At 60.7% G+C, this 15,218-nt stretch carries 16 protein-coding genes and 1 pseudogene; 6 read left to right on the forward strand and 11 right to left on the reverse strand.

The features are described 5' to 3' along the window. Positions 1-126 precede the first annotated feature (126 nt). From AACY44_RS24590 to AACY44_RS24600, 3 genes are read left to right on the forward strand one after another with little or no spacing between them, the layout of a single operon-like run. The gene (locus AACY44_RS24590; protein WP_339531233.1) at positions 127-1,161 is read left to right on the forward strand and encodes an alpha/beta hydrolase family protein; all 1,035 of its coding nucleotides are present in this window, start codon (positions 127-129) and stop codon (positions 1,159-1,161) included. A 37-nt stretch (positions 1,162-1,198) separates the two neighbouring features. After that, positions 1,199-1,717, forward strand: coding sequence for a DUF2569 domain-containing protein (locus AACY44_RS24595; protein WP_339416401.1), 519 nt, complete (start codon positions 1,199-1,201; stop codon positions 1,715-1,717). Positions 1,718-1,772: 55 nt separating this feature from the next. Then, a complete protein-coding gene (locus tag AACY44_RS24600) occupies positions 1,773-3,167 on the forward strand; it encodes an aminotransferase-like domain-containing protein (RefSeq protein ID WP_339439612.1) in 1,395 nt (464 codons plus the stop codon). Here AACY44_RS24600 and panB read toward each other — a convergent pair. Beyond that, the gene (gene panB / locus AACY44_RS24605; RefSeq protein ID WP_339531235.1) at positions 3,155-3,970 is read right to left on the reverse strand and encodes a 3-methyl-2-oxobutanoate hydroxymethyltransferase; all 816 of its coding nucleotides are present in this window, start codon (positions 3,968-3,970) and stop codon (positions 3,155-3,157) included. The two genes, AACY44_RS24600 and panB, sit on opposite strands and share 13 nt — an antisense overlap. Before the next feature lie 150 nt (positions 3,971-4,120). On the opposite strand from panB, the gene AACY44_RS24610 reads away from it, so the two are divergent. The 3 genes from AACY44_RS24610 to AACY44_RS24620 are packed head-to-tail and all read left to right on the forward strand — an operon-like array spanning position 4,121 to position 4,908. Continuing rightward, positions 4,121-4,273 carry a DUF2986 domain-containing protein gene (locus tag AACY44_RS24610; protein ID WP_339416407.1) on the forward strand — a complete coding sequence of 51 codons (153 nt, stop codon included), beginning with the start codon at positions 4,121-4,123 and terminating at the stop codon, positions 4,271-4,273. Continuing rightward, positions 4,270-4,596, forward strand: a complete 327-nt coding sequence (locus AACY44_RS24615) for a low molecular weight protein tyrosine phosphatase family protein (protein WP_339531237.1) — start codon at positions 4,270-4,272, stop codon at positions 4,594-4,596. Before AACY44_RS24610 ends, AACY44_RS24615 begins: the two co-directional genes overlap by 4 nt. Before the next feature lie 12 nt (positions 4,597-4,608). Further along, positions 4,609-4,908, forward strand: a complete 300-nt coding sequence (locus AACY44_RS24620) for a hypothetical protein (protein WP_339416409.1) — start codon at positions 4,609-4,611, stop codon at positions 4,906-4,908. 20 nt (positions 4,909-4,928) lie between these two features. On the opposite strand, the pseudogene AACY44_RS24625 reads toward AACY44_RS24620, so the two are convergent. From AACY44_RS24625 to AACY44_RS24670, 10 genes and pseudogenes are all read right to left on the reverse strand, one after another. After that, positions 4,929-5,094: pseudogene (locus AACY44_RS24625) on the reverse strand (YeeE/YedE thiosulfate transporter family protein); the annotation flags it as partial. Positions 5,095-6,205: 1,111 nt separating this feature from the next. Beyond that, positions 6,206-7,003, reverse strand: coding sequence for a DNA/RNA non-specific endonuclease (locus AACY44_RS24630; RefSeq protein ID WP_339416410.1), 798 nt, complete (start codon positions 7,001-7,003; stop codon positions 6,206-6,208). 133 nt (positions 7,004-7,136) lie between these two features. Then, entirely contained in the window at positions 7,137-8,156 is a 1,020-nt protein-coding gene (locus AACY44_RS24635) for a sensor histidine kinase (protein ID WP_339531240.1), read from the reverse strand. 8 nt (positions 8,157-8,164) lie between these two features. Next, entirely contained in the window at positions 8,165-9,625 is a 1,461-nt protein-coding gene (locus tag AACY44_RS24640) for an ATPase domain-containing protein (RefSeq protein ID WP_339437687.1), read from the reverse strand. After that, positions 9,622-9,942 (reverse strand): hypothetical protein, encoded by a 321-nt coding sequence (locus tag AACY44_RS24645; RefSeq protein WP_339437686.1) that lies wholly within the window; start codon positions 9,940-9,942, stop codon positions 9,622-9,624. The genes AACY44_RS24640 and AACY44_RS24645 overlap by 4 nt, the downstream gene beginning before the upstream one ends. Positions 9,943-10,234: 292 nt before the next feature. Beyond that, entirely contained in the window at positions 10,235-10,420 is a 186-nt protein-coding gene (locus AACY44_RS24650; protein ID WP_339437685.1) for a DUF1203 domain-containing protein, read from the reverse strand. A gap of 214 nt (positions 10,421-10,634) precedes the next feature. Then, a complete protein-coding gene (gene glyA / locus AACY44_RS24655) occupies positions 10,635-11,900 on the reverse strand; it encodes a serine hydroxymethyltransferase (protein ID WP_305394087.1) in 1,266 nt (421 codons plus the stop codon). A 26-nt stretch (positions 11,901-11,926) separates the two neighbouring features. Then, complete coding sequence (locus AACY44_RS24660; RefSeq protein ID WP_339427442.1) at positions 11,927-13,108, reverse strand: aspartate aminotransferase family protein; 1,182 nt, start codon at positions 13,106-13,108, stop codon at positions 11,927-11,929. Positions 13,109-13,137: 29 nt separating this feature from the next. Then, the gene (locus AACY44_RS24665) at positions 13,138-13,977 is read right to left on the reverse strand and encodes a YggS family pyridoxal phosphate-dependent enzyme (protein ID WP_065874177.1); all 840 of its coding nucleotides are present in this window, start codon (positions 13,975-13,977) and stop codon (positions 13,138-13,140) included. Then, complete coding sequence (locus AACY44_RS24670; protein WP_339427440.1) at positions 13,977-15,209, reverse strand: benzoate/H(+) symporter BenE family transporter; 1,233 nt, start codon at positions 15,207-15,209, stop codon at positions 13,977-13,979. Before AACY44_RS24670 ends, AACY44_RS24665 begins: the two co-directional genes overlap by 1 nt. Between the last annotated feature and the right edge of the window lie 9 nt (positions 15,210-15,218).

Consider the following 15,218-nt stretch of genomic DNA (forward strand, 5'->3'; position numbering starts at 1 on the left):
CGAAGGACAACGCCGTCATACTTAAAAGTAGGAATACGTCAGCAACTTCCTAATCCCGCCTCACCTCTATTAAAACTCCTTATTTCAAGGCATGATGCGGCCCTCACATCAAGGACGATAAAAACTGTGAAAACCACCCTCACCGCACTGCTGCTGATTATCCTGGCAGCGCCTGTATTCGCCGAAACCACACCTATCGGCTTCAAAAACGTCACCGTCCCTGATACGCAGCGCCCATTGCAAATGGTCGTCTGGTACCCCACCGCCGCCGCCACTACACCCGAGCTGATCCGTGACGACGCAGTGTTCTTCGGCGCCCTCGCGGTGCCCGACGCGCCTGCGCAAAGCGGCGAACACCCGCTGGTGGTGCTCTCCCATGGTTACGGCGGTAACTGGGGCAACCAGGTGTGGCTGGCCAGCGCCTTGGCCCATCAGGGTTACATCGTGGCGGCGGTCAACCATCCCGGCACCACCAGCAAGGACCGCAGCCCGCGGGCTGCCGCACAGTTATGGCAACGGACCAAAGACCTGAGCCGGGCCATCGATGCGGTGATCGCTCAGCCTAAGCAGTTCGGCGCGGTGGCGAAAAACCGGATCGCCGTGGTGGGTCACTCTATTGGGGGATGGACTGCCATGGAAATTGCCGGTGCACGCTTCGACCCGGACCTCTTCGCCCGCGACTGCAATGCACACCCGAAGTTGGGCGGCTGCATCGGCTACCAGCAGATCAAACCGGCCGAGACACCGGCTGCGAAGGCCCAACTGGCCGCGACCCTGCGCGACCCACGCGTCGGCGCCGTGGTGACATTGGACCTGGGCCTGTCGCGCGGCTTCACCGACGCCAGCCTGGCCGCACTGCCGGTGCCGGCACTGGTAATTGCGGGGGGCGTGCCAACGGAGGATATGGACCCCAACCTGGAGTCCACCGATATGGTCAAGCGGTTGCCTAAAGCCTCGACACACTACGTAGAGATCGCAGACGCCACTCACTTCAGCTTTATGTCGACCTGCAAGCCGGGCGGTATGGCGTTGATCGAAGAGGACTCGCCAGGCGATGGCATGATTTGCCGCGATGGTGAAGGGGCCCGACCCAGAGTAGAGATCCAACAACAGGTGGTAGGACTGATTACTACGTTTCTGCGGCAATCGTTCAGCAAATAATTAAAATTCGAACCCTTACTCACCCACGGAGTACAACATGCAAGAGAGCAAAGAGTTGAGAGGGTTAGGAGGCTGGCTCGTGCTCGTTGGAATAGGCCTGTTTATATCGGTTATCCGCCTGAGCTATAACGTTCTCGCCGTGTATTACCCCATCTTCGCAAATGGCACTTTTACTGCTGTGACCACGCAGGGATCGTCCTTGTATAACCCGCTATGGGCGCCGATTCTGATTTCAGAAACAGTCGTCAACGTACTACTGGCTGCTACCTATGCTTATTTGGTCTACCTGTTCCTCAGGAAGCATTACGTGTTCCCCAAGGTTTATATCGCCACGGTCGTTTTTTCGGTGATTTTCATTCCGCTCGATGCCTGGATCTGCTCGTTTGTCCTGGTGAATCAGCCGCTGTTCGATGGCAACACACTAAAAGAAATGGTCCGGGCATTGTTTGGCTTGTTTATCTGGGTGCCTTACATGCTGGTATCCAAGCGGGTACAGGCAACGTTTGTAGAGCATAAGCCTGAGAGCGCTGACACTCGCACCGTCGTCAACCTTTAACAGAGCACGCTGCCCCTTGCTCCCTGCAATGGCGAGTCATGCGGCGCAAAGGGTTATGGATACACCTAAAAACGCCCCGTTCGCCTATCAAGCGGTGTACCGCTACCTCGTCGAGTTGATTGAGGCAAGCCCTTCGCAAGGCGACCACAAGTTGCCGTCGCTGCGCCAGTTGGCGCAGCGCCTCGGCGTATCGGTGTCGACCACCAAGTACGCCTACGCGCTCCTTGAGGATGAAGGACGGGTATACGCCAGGCCCAAGTTCGGTTACTTCACCCGTCTGCAGCCGACGGCTGTCTCAACTGAGCGCGCACCCAGCCTGCTCGATCAGGTCTTTGCCAATGCCCGCCAGCCGGGCATGCTGGCCCTGAGCAGCGACGCACCGGCCATGCTGATGTCGCTGGAAAACCCACTGCTGATGATTGAGCGGGAGATTGCCCGCCAATACCCGCGCTCACTGACACCGTTGTACCTGCCCTTTGGCGAACCGGAGCTGCGCGCTGCATTGGCCGAGCGCTACACCTGCTCCACTGACAACTACTGGCAGGCCGATCAGGTCTATGTCGGCGCGGACCTGCACAGCGTGCTGGCGTTGTCGCTGAACGCCCTGGGCTTGGCGGGCACAGTGGCGTTGGTGGAGTCTCCGTGCTCGTGGGCGATCCTGCGCCAGCTTAAAGCCGCGAACATCCGCGTAATCGAACTGCACCTTGACGCCGACGGGCGCTTCGACCTGCCTGCGCTTAATCAACTGCTCAAGCACGCGCCCATTCGCCTGGCGGTGCTGTCATCCACCGTGAACATTCCCCACGGCAGCCGCATGCCGGCTGAGGATAAACAGCAGATCTGCCAATGGCTGGCGCAGCGGGATATCTGGTTGTTCGAAAACGACACCTACGGCGAGTTGTATTTCGCGCCCCGGCCGGCCCGCTATCGCGACGTTGCCGACCCGCAGAAACTGCTGGTGTTTTCGACCTTAGACAAGGTGATCGGCTCGGAGGCACCCTACGGCTATGTGCTGTGCCGTGGGTGTGGGGCGCAGTTGCAGCAGGCGTTCCTGGCGCGGGCATTTCGTCTGTCGCCGATCCGCCAGAAGGCGATTGCCAAGCTATTCACTTCCAAGCGCATCGACCCGCATCTGCACACGCTGCGGGCCTTGTTGCAGGACTGTATGACCCGGCTGAAAGGCCTGCTGGACGAACACGGCAAGGGTGCCTTTGAAGTGCAGATCCCGCAGGGTGGCGCGTGTTTTTGGCTGGAAGCCACGCGTCTGGTCGACATGCAGAGCGTGTTCGATTGCCTGCTGGCGGAACGCATCGTCATCGCCCCCGGCGAACTGTTCAGCCAGCAAGGTGCCTGGAAACAGCATGTGCGCCTGAGCTTTACCCTCGATTGGAGCAAAGACATCGCCCAGGCCGTGGAGCAACTGGCCCGGGCAATTCGTCAAAGTCCGTAGCAGTGCCGCGCCTCAGGGAAACGACCGTGACGCACGTCTTCGGCAAACCGTTCGCAGGCATCGCGGATCACCGCGCCCACGTCCGCGTATTGTTTGACGAAACGCGGCATCTGCTCGCCGCCCAGGCCCAGCACATCCTCAGTCACCAGCACCTGGCCGTCGCAGGCCGGTGAAGCGCCGATGCCGATGGTGGGCATTGCCGAGTCGAGGGTGATCTGCCGGGCCACGCCCTCTGCCACCCCTTCGAGCAACAGGCTGAACGCACCCGCCTGCAGATTGGCCCGTGCATCCTTGGCAATTCGCGCGCCGGTTTCGGCGGTGAGCCCCTGAGCCTTGAAGCCGCCCATCACGTTGACGAACTGCGGCATCAGCCCCACATGCGCCATCACCGGAACACCGCGCGCCACCAGAAACTCGACGGTGCCGGCTAACGCCTGGTTGGCTTCCAGCTTGACGGCGTCGCAGCCGGTGCGCGCCAGCACCTGGGCGCAATTGCGGAAGGCCTGTTCATTGGATTCCTGATAACTGCCAAACGGCATGTCGGCAATCACACAGGCCAAGCGCGTGCTATCGACCACGGCCCGGGTGTGGCCGATGATTTCTTCAAGTTGCATGCTAAAGGTCGAGGGGCGGCCGTACCCGACCATGGCCGTGGAATCACCGACCAGGATGAAATCGACCAAAGGATCGATCAGCTTGGCGATGGCGCTGGAGTAAGCCGTCAGGGAGACGATTTTCTGCTGGCCCTTCATGGCGACCAGTTGCGGGACGGTCATGCGTTTGGTGCGGGTGTGGATGCTCATCAGTGTCGTCCGTTGTGCGCTGGAGGACCCGATTATTGGCAAAAGGGAGGGCGATTCAATACACAGATTGGCGCTAAAAAGCGACTCAGGGAATGGCGTCGGTTTTTAAGCTGGTATCATCCCGAGCCTGTACAGCCTGGGTAGAAAGACATGAACCGCCAGAAAAAACTCAAGCAGCTCTTCAAGGCCAAGGCCAAAAAGGCCAGCGCCAAATTGGCGCCGAAGAAAAAAGATACGTACGTCAGCAAGGCAGACCGGGAAAAGCTGGCGGCTGAAGCGGTTCAAGCGTTGGAGCAAGATTGAAAAACCTGCTATTCATCTGCAGCCGCAACAAATGGCCCAGCCCGACGGCAGAAGTGATTTGGCGCCGTCGCCCCGGCTTCAATGTGCGCTCGGCAGGCACCAGCCCAAACGCACGCAAAACCGTCGGCCCGGCGGACATCCAGTGGGCCGACGTGATCTTCGTCATGGAGCGCAAACACCAGCAGCGCCTACAGGCCGACTACGCCCGTCTGCTGGAGCATAAGCCGTTGCACTGCCTGGATATTCCCGACGATTTTCGCTACATGGACCTGGAACTAGTGAGTCTGCTGGAAGATGTGGTGGAGCCTTACCTCGCGACATGACAAGGAAGATCAATGAACGACAGTTACCAGCAAATCATCACTTGGCGCCGACTGACTGATACCGCGGCAGTGCGGTATGTGTGCTTTATGAACCTTAAAACAGCCCTGTACACGGTGCAGAGTACGGATTTCTTTCGCCTGCCCATGACGACCGCCAACCAAGCTTTCTTTGATAAACAACTGATACAACTGCTGATTGAGATGTCACCCAGTGAACGTAGCCAATCGTACGCAAGCCTGATAGAAGCAATGGACGCTCACGATGAGTTGTTCGGAGCGCCTGAAGACAACTGCGATGCCTTCAAGTCTTAGCAACTGCTCAACGCCACCTGCTAACGCTCACCTACGAAGAAAAGCGGCCGCAACCGGCACCCCACGCTGTTGCCGATTAACGCCACCACCGACCATACCCAGCCATACAGGCTGCCCAAGACGATGCCGCTGGAAGTAACAGCCGTAGGCCAGGCGCGAACCGTAGCCGAGCAGCAGGCCGCCGATCCCTTTGCGAGAGTGTTGGGTCCAGGCGAAAAAATATGTCGGCATTACCTCCGCCTTCGCAGCCTCGCTGGGGCTCGACAGCTCCCACATTTGAGCTTTGTCGCTGCTGAAATTGCGCTCGTAGCCAAGGCCGGAATTCAACCAACACCGCCGATCCCTGTGGGAGCTGTCGAGCTTTAGCGAGGCTGCGATAGCGGTGGGTCAGGTGCTGAAAATGCTGGCAGTGCCGCCGCCTTGGCAACCTCGCTAGGGCTCGACAGCTCCCACATTTGAGCTTTATCGCTGCTGAAATTGCGCTCGTAGCCAAGGCCGGAATTCAGCTAACACAGCAAATCCCCTATGGGAGCTGTCGAGCTTTAGCGAGGCTGCGATAGCGGTGGGTCAGGTGCTGAAAATGCTGGCAGTACCGCCGCCTTCGCAGCCTCGCTGGGGCTCGACAGCTCCCACATTTGAGCTTTATCGCTGCTGAAATTGCGCCTGCAGCCAAGACCAAAATCCAATCAACACAGCAGCTCCGACACTTGATCTTTATCACTGCTGGAATTGCGCCCGCCGCCACAACCGAAATTCAGCTAACACAGCAAATCCCCTGTGGGAGCTGTCGAGCTTTAGCAAGGCTGCGATAGCGGTGGGTCAGGCGATGGAGATGTTTGCAGTACCGCCGCCTTCGCAGCCTCGCTGGGGCTCGACAGCTCCCACATTTGATCTTTATCGCTGCTGAAATTGCGCCCGCAGCCAAGACCGGAATTCAGCCAACACAGCAAATCCCCTGTGGGAGCTGTCGAGCTTTAGCGAGGCTGCGATAGCGGTGGGTCAGGTGATGAAAATGCTGGCAGTGGCGCCGCCTTCGCAGCCTCGCTGGGGCTCGACAGCTCCCACATTTGAGCTTTATCGCTGCTGAAATTGCGTCCGCTGCCAAGACCGGAATCCAACCAACACAGCAAATCTCCTGTGGGAGCTGTCGAGCTTTAGCGAGGCTGCGAAAGCGGTGGATCAGGTGATGAAAATGCTGGCATTACCGCCGCCTTCGCAGCCTCGCCAGGGCTCGACAGCTCCCACCTTTGGTCTCTGTTGCGGTTGGGTGCTGCGCCCGCCGTGCCAGAGGCGTCGGTCAACCCCGCCCCACCGACCCCGACACCGGAAGATTCCCCAGCAACTTGAGGCCGGTGCTCTTCACAAAGCTGTCGTAGTCCATCGGCTTCTGGAGGCGCGTCTTAGCGTTGGGTAGCACATACGCCCAGGCTCGCTTGCTTGAGGCGTCGTACACCAATTTAAACAGCCGCGTCGGCACCCAGACGTGGTTGTCGCCGATGGTGCCGTGGCCCGGGTCGAACAGCGGACCGGTGAATACATACACATCACCGCCAGCACGCTTGGCAAACTTACGCACGTCGGCCTCGACCTTGCTCCAGATCTTGCGGTTGTTGGTGGGGTCTTGCGGCACCATGTTCGACAGTGCGAAGGATTGGGCCATCGCGTGGGCATCCGGTGCGTCGGCGGCCGGGGCCTGGTGGCCGCGGTCCACAGCCGGGTGCTGGCTGCGGTAGTCACTCAACTCAGCACGCCCAGCCTTGGGGATGCGTGGGTCGGGGTAGAACTGGTTGGTACGCTCCTCGCCTTTCGCCTCTTTCAACTGCGCCGCATTCAGGCGTTCGACCACCACCAGCGGCGTCTTGCTGGTTTGCGAGTACAGCACTGCAAACGTGTCGGAACACAGCGCCAGAGGTGTCATTGACGCAGGGATGGTGGCGGTTTTGATCGGCGTATTGGCAGGGAAAAGATCAGCGCAACCCTCAAATGAAGCGCGTTGCTCGGTGGGGGTGTAGGGGTTTGCCAGGTTGCGGGCTTCTACTGCGGTAGAGAGCAAAACAAGGGCAGACAGCCCGACTGCAATGTTGCGTAGGTACATGCTTTAGATCTTATGCTGAGGGTAAAACGGACGACAGGTTCCGACGCTCGGAACCTACAGGCGCACGACCACAGACAATCGTGCGGGGTGTATGGACCCTCATAAATCACTTTGGTGCCGCGCGTTCGCCCCGTTACGCCGTCAGGGGCAGCACCACCACAAATTCGCTGCCCTTGCCATGCCCATCACTCTTTCCCGAGACCGTGCCGCCGTGGGCTTCGACCAGTTCGCGCACGACGGTCAAGCCAATGCCCAGGCCGGCGCTGTTGAAACCGATGGCGTGGGCGTCTTGCACATAAGGATCAAAAATGAACGGCAGGGCCTTGGCGGTCACGCCGATGCCATTATCGGAAATGCAGATCCTCAGTTGCTCGGCCTCCACGGTGACCACCATCGAGATTCTGCCACCGGCCTGGGTGTACTTGGCCGCGTTGCCCAGCAAGTTGTGCAGGATCTGCGCGAGCCGCACGGGGTCACCGCTCATGATCAGGCTAGCGTCGGGAAACGCCACGTCGAACTGCTGATTTCGCGCGATCATCACCGGGCTGCACGCGTCGACCGCGGCATTCAAGATGCGCAGCATGTCCACCTCGCGACACTGGATGCGCAGCTTACCGGTGCTGGCGCGTGAGACATCCAGCAGGTCGTCGACCAGTTGTGAAATATGCTGGACCTGGCCTTCGATCAACTCACGCATGCGCGGCAGTTGGTCGCTGGGCAGCCTGACCATGCGCTCGGCAATCAGGCTGATAGGCGTCAGCGGGTTACGCAGTTCATGGGCGACCATCGCCAGGATGCTTTTCTGCTGGCCCAGTGCAAGCTCGGCCGTGGCCTGAAGGTCCTGGGCGCTGAGCGCGGCGATCACCAATTGCGCATTCGCCTCGCGCAGCTCCTGGAACAGCAGCAGCTCCTCGACCTGAGGCGCCGCGATTGCGTCGGATTGCGTCAGGAGTATTGCCAGTACCAGTTGCTGATTGGCTTCGATCAGTTGCTCGACGTGCTGGGCGTCTTCCAGACGATTATTCGCGTCACTCAGTTGATCCTGCAGCGCAGCCAATACCGCACGGGCTTCAACGATTTTGCGGCCGAGCAGGAAGAGTTCGTGGGCAGCATTGGCTACCTTACGTTCCCCCTCTCCAGCGCGGTCACTCATGAGTCAGCTCAAACATTGTCACGCCCTGTATGCCGGGTCTTCGGGCACCCGCCGAGCAGCCCCTCCTGATCGGGAAGCATCTCGCCGATCTGCAGGCCATCGTCAGTGATGTGGTATTGGCGCAACTCATCGCAGTGGGCACTGGCACGCACTTTGACCACGGCCATGATGCGCAGCAGGCGGCTACGCACTTCAATGTAGCGCTGCACGATGATCGCATCGGTCAGGAACGCCGTGCCGTAGGGGCTGAAGCGCAGGTCGGTGTAGCGGTCTTCCAATTCCGAAGTCATCAACACGCTGACGCCGACGCGGGTCAACGCCGTGACCATGCGCGACAACGACTCACGAAAGTCCGCACGGAAGGTCGGCGCCAAGGCCAACTCGAAGCCCGACAACGAATCGATAACCACCCGCGTGGCGTTCATGCGCCTGATTTCACCGAGCAACTGCTGGACGATTTCGTCAATCGACAGGTCCGGCGCCCGGCTGTCCACCAGACTGACTTTGCCACAGTTGATCAGGTCGATCAGTGTGGCGTTTTGCGAGCGGTTGGGCCGTTGCTCGAACACCGCAATAACACCGGTTTCGCCATTACGCGCACCCTCGGCCAGAAACGTCGCCGCCAGAATGCTTTTGCCCGACCCCGAAGGCCCCGCAACCAACAGTGAGTAGCCCCGGGGCAGGCCGCCTCCGAGCATCTCGTCAAGACGTGGCACGCCCATTTTGAGGCGTTGGATAGGCAGCGCCATCGGTGTCTCGACCGGGTCGATAGCAGCGGGCGCGAAGACCTTGATGCCGGAGGTGGCGATACGGAAGGTGTGCAGCCCCGGCAAGGTAGGTTGGCCGCGCATCTTCATGATTTCCATCTTGCGCACCATCGAATTGCGCTCGACGCTCTGACGCAACCAGATCAGCCCATCGGCCACGGTGAAGATCGGGTTGGTGTCGGTTTCGGTGAAATATTCGCCAATCAGGAAGGTGGTCGCCTGCCAGGTCGTCATCAACATGCCCAACTGCTGAACGAACTGCGGGAGGTTGTTGTTGGGGTTGGTCTGAGTCTGGCTGGCCAGCACCACCGAACGGAAGGAATCGACAAACACCAGCGACGGCGAATGTGCCTCCACTTCGCTGACAATCCGCCGCAGCACTTCATCCAGATTACCGGCCAGGGTGTCATCGGCCAGGTTGATATAGCGGATCGATTGGTTGATCACATCATTGTCGAAAAAGTCGAACTGCTGCTGATAACGCAGCATCTTCAGCGGCGGCTCGCCCAACACGGTAAAAAACAGCGCGGGGCGTTCAGGGGTCGCGAGGGCAAACATCATTTGATGCGCCAGCGTGGTCTTGCCGCAGCCAGGTGGGCCGGCGATCAGGTTGAACGAAAATTCCGGCAATCCTCCGCCCAGCACCTCGTCCAGACCTGGCACACCGGTAGCCAGGCGGTTGATAGTTACTTTGGAGCTCATGGCGAATTTTCCTGCAAAGGGGTGTCGCTCAAAGAAGGTTCCCACACGTTGTGCAGTAACTGGGCCGTCAGCGACCGCCCGATCAGCGAGGCCAGCAACGTGTAAAAGGTGATCAGCAGCACCTCACCGAAAAACAGCGCATCGGCTTCGCTTTGCTCGATCAATACGGTTTTGAGGCCGATCAGGTCCGCCGTGACCTGTACTCGTTCGTACGTGCCGGCCAGCCGAGTGTGCTTCGAGGCGCTGAGGAGCAGGCTGCGGCGCAAGAGCGCCACAACCCCTTGCTGTCCGATGATGGGCGTGAGTGCTGCGTCCATGTCCTGCAATATCGAAATGATCGCCTCGGCGATGCCTGCGATATCAGCGGTGGGACCAACACGGTGCGCCAGAGACGCTACGATCTGGCGGCTCTCTTAGCTTAGCGTGGACATGACGGGCTAATTGCAGTGGTCTGCTGGTCCCGGACATCGATTTAGGCGATTGTCCTCACCATTAGCGAGGCGTCCGATGGGTAAGCAATGACTTCCGCTTTCTGCCGAATTCAAACGGCCAATACCGGCCATTTGGTGACCAGAAAAATCGAAGATGAGCCACGAAGACCTGCGGTGACTAAGCCCGATCTATTCGCCCGGAGTAGCAACCCTGCTTGGCATTGTGAACGTGTATGTAACTAACCTCTGGATTGGCAAACATCCGGGTAACGACAGGTTCTATTGCTATTCCATCAGCGACGTCGGCGTCGAGCATCATCCCATCATCAGTGAAAGCGCGAAGTGATAGCAGGCGGATTCGCATAGACTCGGGTACCAGCTGTCAAATTGAGATCATTTTTTGGGAAGTACCACGCGCTGTGACTTTCGGGCTCACCGGGATCAATCTCCGGCAGATCATCACGACGCACCCACTCCCCCAGATCGAACGCCTGATAAAGCTGGAAGCAGGCTGCATGAGCGTCCTTTTCGGCAAAGAAGTGAATCAGGGGCCGTCCACACGGCCCCCCCAAACCCATTCAGCGATAAACCGGATAACGCCGGCACAGTGCGACAACCTGTTCGCGCACGTGGTGGCCGACCTTGTCACTGTCGCCATATTCCAGGGCGTCGAGTACGTCGCACAACCACCCTGCCACTTGCTCGCAGGCCTCGACACCGAAGCCCCGCGTCGTCACCGCCGGGCTGCCGATGCGCAAGCCGGAGGTCACGAAGGGTGAGCGTGGGTCATTCGGCACCGAGTTTTTATTCGCGGTGATGTAGGCGCTGCTCAATGCCGCATCGGCGTCCTTGCCGGTGTAGGGCTTGTCGGACAGGTCGATCAGCATCATGTGGTTGTCGGTTCCGCCCGAGACGATCTTGTAGCCGCGCTTTTGCAGCACCGCCGCCATGGCGCGGGCGTTGATCACCACTTGGGTCTGGTAGACGCGGAACTCGGGCGTCAGCGCTTCCTTGAACGCCACGGCCTTGGCTGCAATCTGGTGCATAAGCGGGCCGCCCTGCACGCCGGGAAACACTGCCGAATCGAGTTTCTTGTAGAAGGCTTCGTCCTGGCCCTTCGACAGAATCAAACCGCCCCGTGGGCCGCGCAGGGTTTTGTGCGTGGTGCTGGTGACCACATGCGCATGGGGCAGCGGGTCCGGGTATTCGCCGGCGGCGACCAGCCCGGCGACGTGGGCCATGTCGACCCAGAATATGGCGCCGACCTTGTCGGCGATGGTGCGCATGCGTGCCCAGTCCTTGTAGCGCGAGTACGCCGAGAAGCCGCCGATCAACATTTTCGGGCGCGTCTGCAGGGCAATTCGTTCCATCTCGTCGTAGTCGAGAAAACCGGTTTTCGGGTCCAGCCCGTAGGGCACGATCTTGTAATGCCGGCCCGAAAAGTTCGCCGGGTTACCGTGGGTCAGGTGGCCGCCCTGGGCCAGGTTCATGCCCATCACCGTGTCACCGGGGTTGATCAACGCGAGGAACACCGCCGCGTTGGCCTGCGCACCCGCGTGAGGCTGCACGTTGGCGTAGTCGCAGTTGAACAGGGTCTTGACCCGCTCAATCGCCAGCCGCTCGGCCACATCAACGTATTCACAACCACTGTAGTAGCGCTTGCCGGGATAGCCCTCGGCGTACTTGTTGGTGAGTACCGTGCTCTGGGTCTGCATGACCAGCGGGCTGGCGTAGTTCTCCGACGCGATCAGCTCAATGTGGTCTTCCTGGCGATGCGCTTCGTTATGAATCGCCTCACGCAGTTCAGGGTCGAAGGCATCCAGGGTGAGCGTTGAGTCGTACATGGTGGGAGCGTCCTTGGTTAACAAATTCAAACAGCGGGCGACAGCAGGCGAATGACACGTGCGGCGATCTCGTCGATCTGTGTGTCATCGCAGATCAGTGCGGGCAACAGGCGCACGGTGGTGCCACGGGTGACGGTGATCAGCAGGCGTTGTTCTTCACGGGCGCGGTCGACCAGCTCGCCGCACGGGCGGTTGAGTTCGACGCCGACCATCAAGCCGATACCACGAATGGCCACCACCTCGGGATGGTTGCCCAGCGCCAGCTTGAGCGCGGCCAGCAGGCGTCGGCCGCTGGCGGCGGCGCGTTGTGGCAGGTGCTCACGCTGCATGATGTCCAGCACCGTGCACCCCACGCGGCAGGCCAGCGGGTTACCGCCAAACGTGGACGCATGGTGACCGGGGGAAAACAGCTCGGCGGCCTTGCCCCGCGCCAGGCATGCGCCTATCGGGTAGCCGTTGCCAAGTGCCTTGGCCAGGGTGATGACATCCGGCTCGATGCCCGCGTGTTGAAAGCCAAACCAGGCGCCGGTGCGGCCCATGCCGGTTTGCACTTCATCAATCATCATCAGCCAGTCGTGTTCATCGCACAGGGCGCGCAACCCTTGCAGGTAGCCCGCGAACGCCGCATGCACCCCACCCTCGCCCTGCACCGGTTCGACCAGCACTGCAACGATGTTGGGTGACCGCGCCGCGACCGCCCGAATCGCCTCGATGTCGTTGTACGGCACGCGCACAAAGCCGGGCATCAACGGTTCGAAACCGACGTGCACCGCCGGGTTGCCGGTGGCCGCCAGCGTGGCGAGGGTGCGCCCGTGGAAGCTGTTGTCCATCACCAGCACCTGCGGCTGGGCCACGCCTCGGGCATGGGCGTGCAACCGCGCCAGTTTCAGCGCGGCTTCATTGGCCTCGGCGCCGGAGTTGCAGAAAAACGCGCGCTCCATGCCGGACAACAGGCACAACCGCTCGCCCAGTTGCTCCTGCCACGGGATGCGAAACATGTTGGTGGTGTGCAGCAACTGCGTGGACTGCTCGGCGATGGCGGCGGCAATTTCCGGGTTGGCGTGCCCCAGGCTCGTCACGGCCACGCCGGCGATGGCATCCAGGTATTCAACGCCGTCGGTGTCCCACAGGCGGGCGCCCAGGCCTCGGCTGAACGAAACCGGCTGACGGGACGAGGTGTGCATCAGGTAAGCGGGTGCAGCGGACATTGCAGGCCTCCTATAAAGATCAATCAACGTTAAGGGGCGAGCGCCGGCAACTCGTCGTCGTTGCGCGGTCTGGCGTCGGCCGTGGGCCAGTAATAGGCATCGGGCATGGCGCGGGCACCGAAGATGGCTTGGCCGACGCGTACCACGGTTGCACCCTCTTCAATGGCAATTTCAAAGTCGCCCGACATGCCCATCGATAACTCCTGCAGCGACACGCCCTCGGGCACCTGTGCGAGCAAGCGGTCGCGCAATTCACGCAAGCGCACGAAGCAGGGGCGTACCCGCACCACGTCGGCGCAAAACAGCGCCAGGGTCATCAGCCCGCGAACCCGCAGCGCCGGGAATGCCGGCAGCGCCGCGATGAACGCCGCCACATCCTCGGGAGCCAGGCCGTACTTGCTGGCTTCACCCGAGGTGTTGACCTGCACGAACACATCCATCTGCCGACCTTCGAGCTGCAGCCGATGGTTCAGCACTTCGGCCACGCGCAGGCTGTCGAGCGCCTGGAATTCGCTGGCAAAACGCGCAACCTGCTTGGCCTTGTTGGTTTGCAGGTGGCCGATGACTGACCATTGCAGGTCGTGCAGGTCGCTCATGGCTTGCGCCTTGCGCTGGGCCTCCTGCACCTTGTTTTCGCCGAGCAGGCGGCAACCGGCGGCATAGGCCAGGCGCAGATGGGCTTCGTCGAAGGTCTTGCTGACCGGCAGCAACCGCACGGTGGCCGGGTCACGCCCGACACGGTGGCAAGCATCGATGATGCGTTGCTGCACAGCGGCAAGGTTGCGACGAAAGTCCTCGACGCTGACCGCCTGCGGATAGCGACCATGGTCGGCGTGGAGCGTGGTGAGGTGTTCGGCTTGCCCAGTCATCAGCGGGTCGCTCCCTTGGTGGTCACCGCAGTGGTTTTTTCACCACGTGGCAGTTGCCCATTGAGTACCGCATACGCCGCGAGGCCGATGAGCAAGCCCCAGAACGCGCCGCCAATGCCAAGCAAGGTGATGTTGGCGGCGCACGCCAGAAAGGTGATCAGCGAGGCTTCACGGGATTTGACGTCCGCCATGGCATTGGCCAGGCTGCCGCCGATGGTGCCGAGCAGCGCCAGCCCGGCCAGGGTGGTAATGAACGTCGCCGGAAAGGCCATGAACACCGCCGCCAGGGTTACGCCAAAAATCCCCACCAGGATGTAGAACACCCCTGCCGCAACCCCGGCGATCCAGCGTTTGGAAGGGTCTTCGGACGCTTCCTTGCCGGTGCAGATCGCCGCCGTGATTGCCGCGATATTGAACGCATGGGAGCCGAACGGCGCCATCAGCAGCGAACCCAGCCCGGTCACGCTGAGAATCGGGTTGGCGCTGGTCTTGAAGCCGTCATTGCGCAGCACCAGCATGCCCGGCATGTACTGCCCTGTGAGGGTGATCAGAAACAGCGGCAACGCCACGCTCAGCAACGCATTGAGCGAGAACTCGGGCCGCGTGAATACCGGTGTGGCGAACGCCAGCGCCAGTCCGGAAAAATCCACTCGCCCCTGCATCAGCAAAAAGCCCAGCCCCAGCACCAGAATGCCGACCACCGCGTAGCGTGCGCTCAAGCGTTTGAACACGATGTAGGCGCCGATCAGCAGCCCCACCAACAGCGGGTCGACCGTCATGCTCGCGAATGCACCGATGCCGAACTGCAAGAGAATGCCGCCCAGCAGGCCCGCCGCAACGCCAGGCGGGATCAGGCGCACAGCCCTTTCAAAATAGCCGGATACCCCCAGCAGCACGAACGCCGCCGCTGAAATCAAATACGCACCAATCGCCTCGGCGTAGGGCGTGGTCGCCAGGGCAACGATCAAGAACGCCGCCGCTGGGGTCGACCAGGCGGTGATGATCGGCTCGCGGCTCACCCAACTGAGGAACAACCCGGTCACACCGACGCCAATCGACACCGACCAGACCCACGACGCCGTCAGCTCAGGGCTGAGGCCGGCAACCTTGGCGGCCTGGAACACCAGAATAAAGGTGCCGCCGTAATTGACGATCACCGAAATCAGCCCGGCAACCACCGGGTGCAGCACATCCCGCAGACGCAGGGACGACTGGGATTGAGTAGAGGGCATAAGTCTTGG

Source organism: Pseudomonas sp. RA_15y_Pfl1_P11 (assembly GCF_963970975.1).
GTDB lineage: Bacteria > Pseudomonadota > Gammaproteobacteria > Pseudomonadales > Pseudomonadaceae > Aquipseudomonas > Aquipseudomonas tritici.

Excerpts from the sequence above, each read along its gene's own strand:
- AACY44_RS24595 (WP_339416401.1), top strand. The coding sequence starts at position 1,199 with ATGCAAGAGAGCAAAGAGTTGAGAGGGTTAGGAGGCTGGCTCGTGCTC.
- AACY44_RS24600 (WP_339439612.1), top strand. The coding sequence starts at position 1,773 with ATGGATACACCTAAAAACGCCCCGTTCGCCTATCAAGCGGTGTACCGC.
- panB (WP_339531235.1), bottom strand. The coding sequence starts at position 3,970 with ATGAGCATCCACACCCGCACCAAACGCATGACCGTCCCGCAACTGGTC.
- AACY44_RS24610 (WP_339416407.1), top strand. The coding sequence starts at position 4,121 with ATGAACCGCCAGAAAAAACTCAAGCAGCTCTTCAAGGCCAAGGCCAAA.
- AACY44_RS24620 (WP_339416409.1), top strand. The coding sequence starts at position 4,609 with ATGAACGACAGTTACCAGCAAATCATCACTTGGCGCCGACTGACTGAT.
- AACY44_RS24630 (WP_339416410.1), bottom strand. The coding sequence starts at position 7,003 with ATGTACCTACGCAACATTGCAGTCGGGCTGTCTGCCCTTGTTTTGCTC.
- AACY44_RS24635 (WP_339531240.1), bottom strand. The coding sequence starts at position 8,156 with ATGAGTGACCGCGCTGGAGAGGGGGAACGTAAGGTAGCCAATGCTGCC.
- AACY44_RS24640 (WP_339437687.1), bottom strand. The coding sequence starts at position 9,625 with ATGAGCTCCAAAGTAACTATCAACCGCCTGGCTACCGGTGTGCCAGGT.
- AACY44_RS24645 (WP_339437686.1), bottom strand. The coding sequence starts at position 9,942 with ATGGACGCAGCACTCACGCCCATCATCGGACAGCAAGGGGTTGTGGCG.
- AACY44_RS24650 (WP_339437685.1), bottom strand. The coding sequence starts at position 10,420 with ATGCGAATCCGCCTGCTATCACTTCGCGCTTTCACTGATGATGGGATG.
- glyA (WP_305394087.1), bottom strand. The coding sequence starts at position 11,900 with ATGTACGACTCAACGCTCACCCTGGATGCCTTCGACCCTGAACTGCGT.
- AACY44_RS24660 (WP_339427442.1), bottom strand. The coding sequence starts at position 13,108 with ATGTCCGCTGCACCCGCTTACCTGATGCACACCTCGTCCCGTCAGCCG.
- AACY44_RS24665 (WP_065874177.1), bottom strand. The coding sequence starts at position 13,977 with ATGACTGGGCAAGCCGAACACCTCACCACGCTCCACGCCGACCATGGT.
- AACY44_RS24670 (WP_339427440.1), bottom strand. The coding sequence starts at position 15,209 with ATGCCCTCTACTCAATCCCAGTCGTCCCTGCGTCTGCGGGATGTGCTG.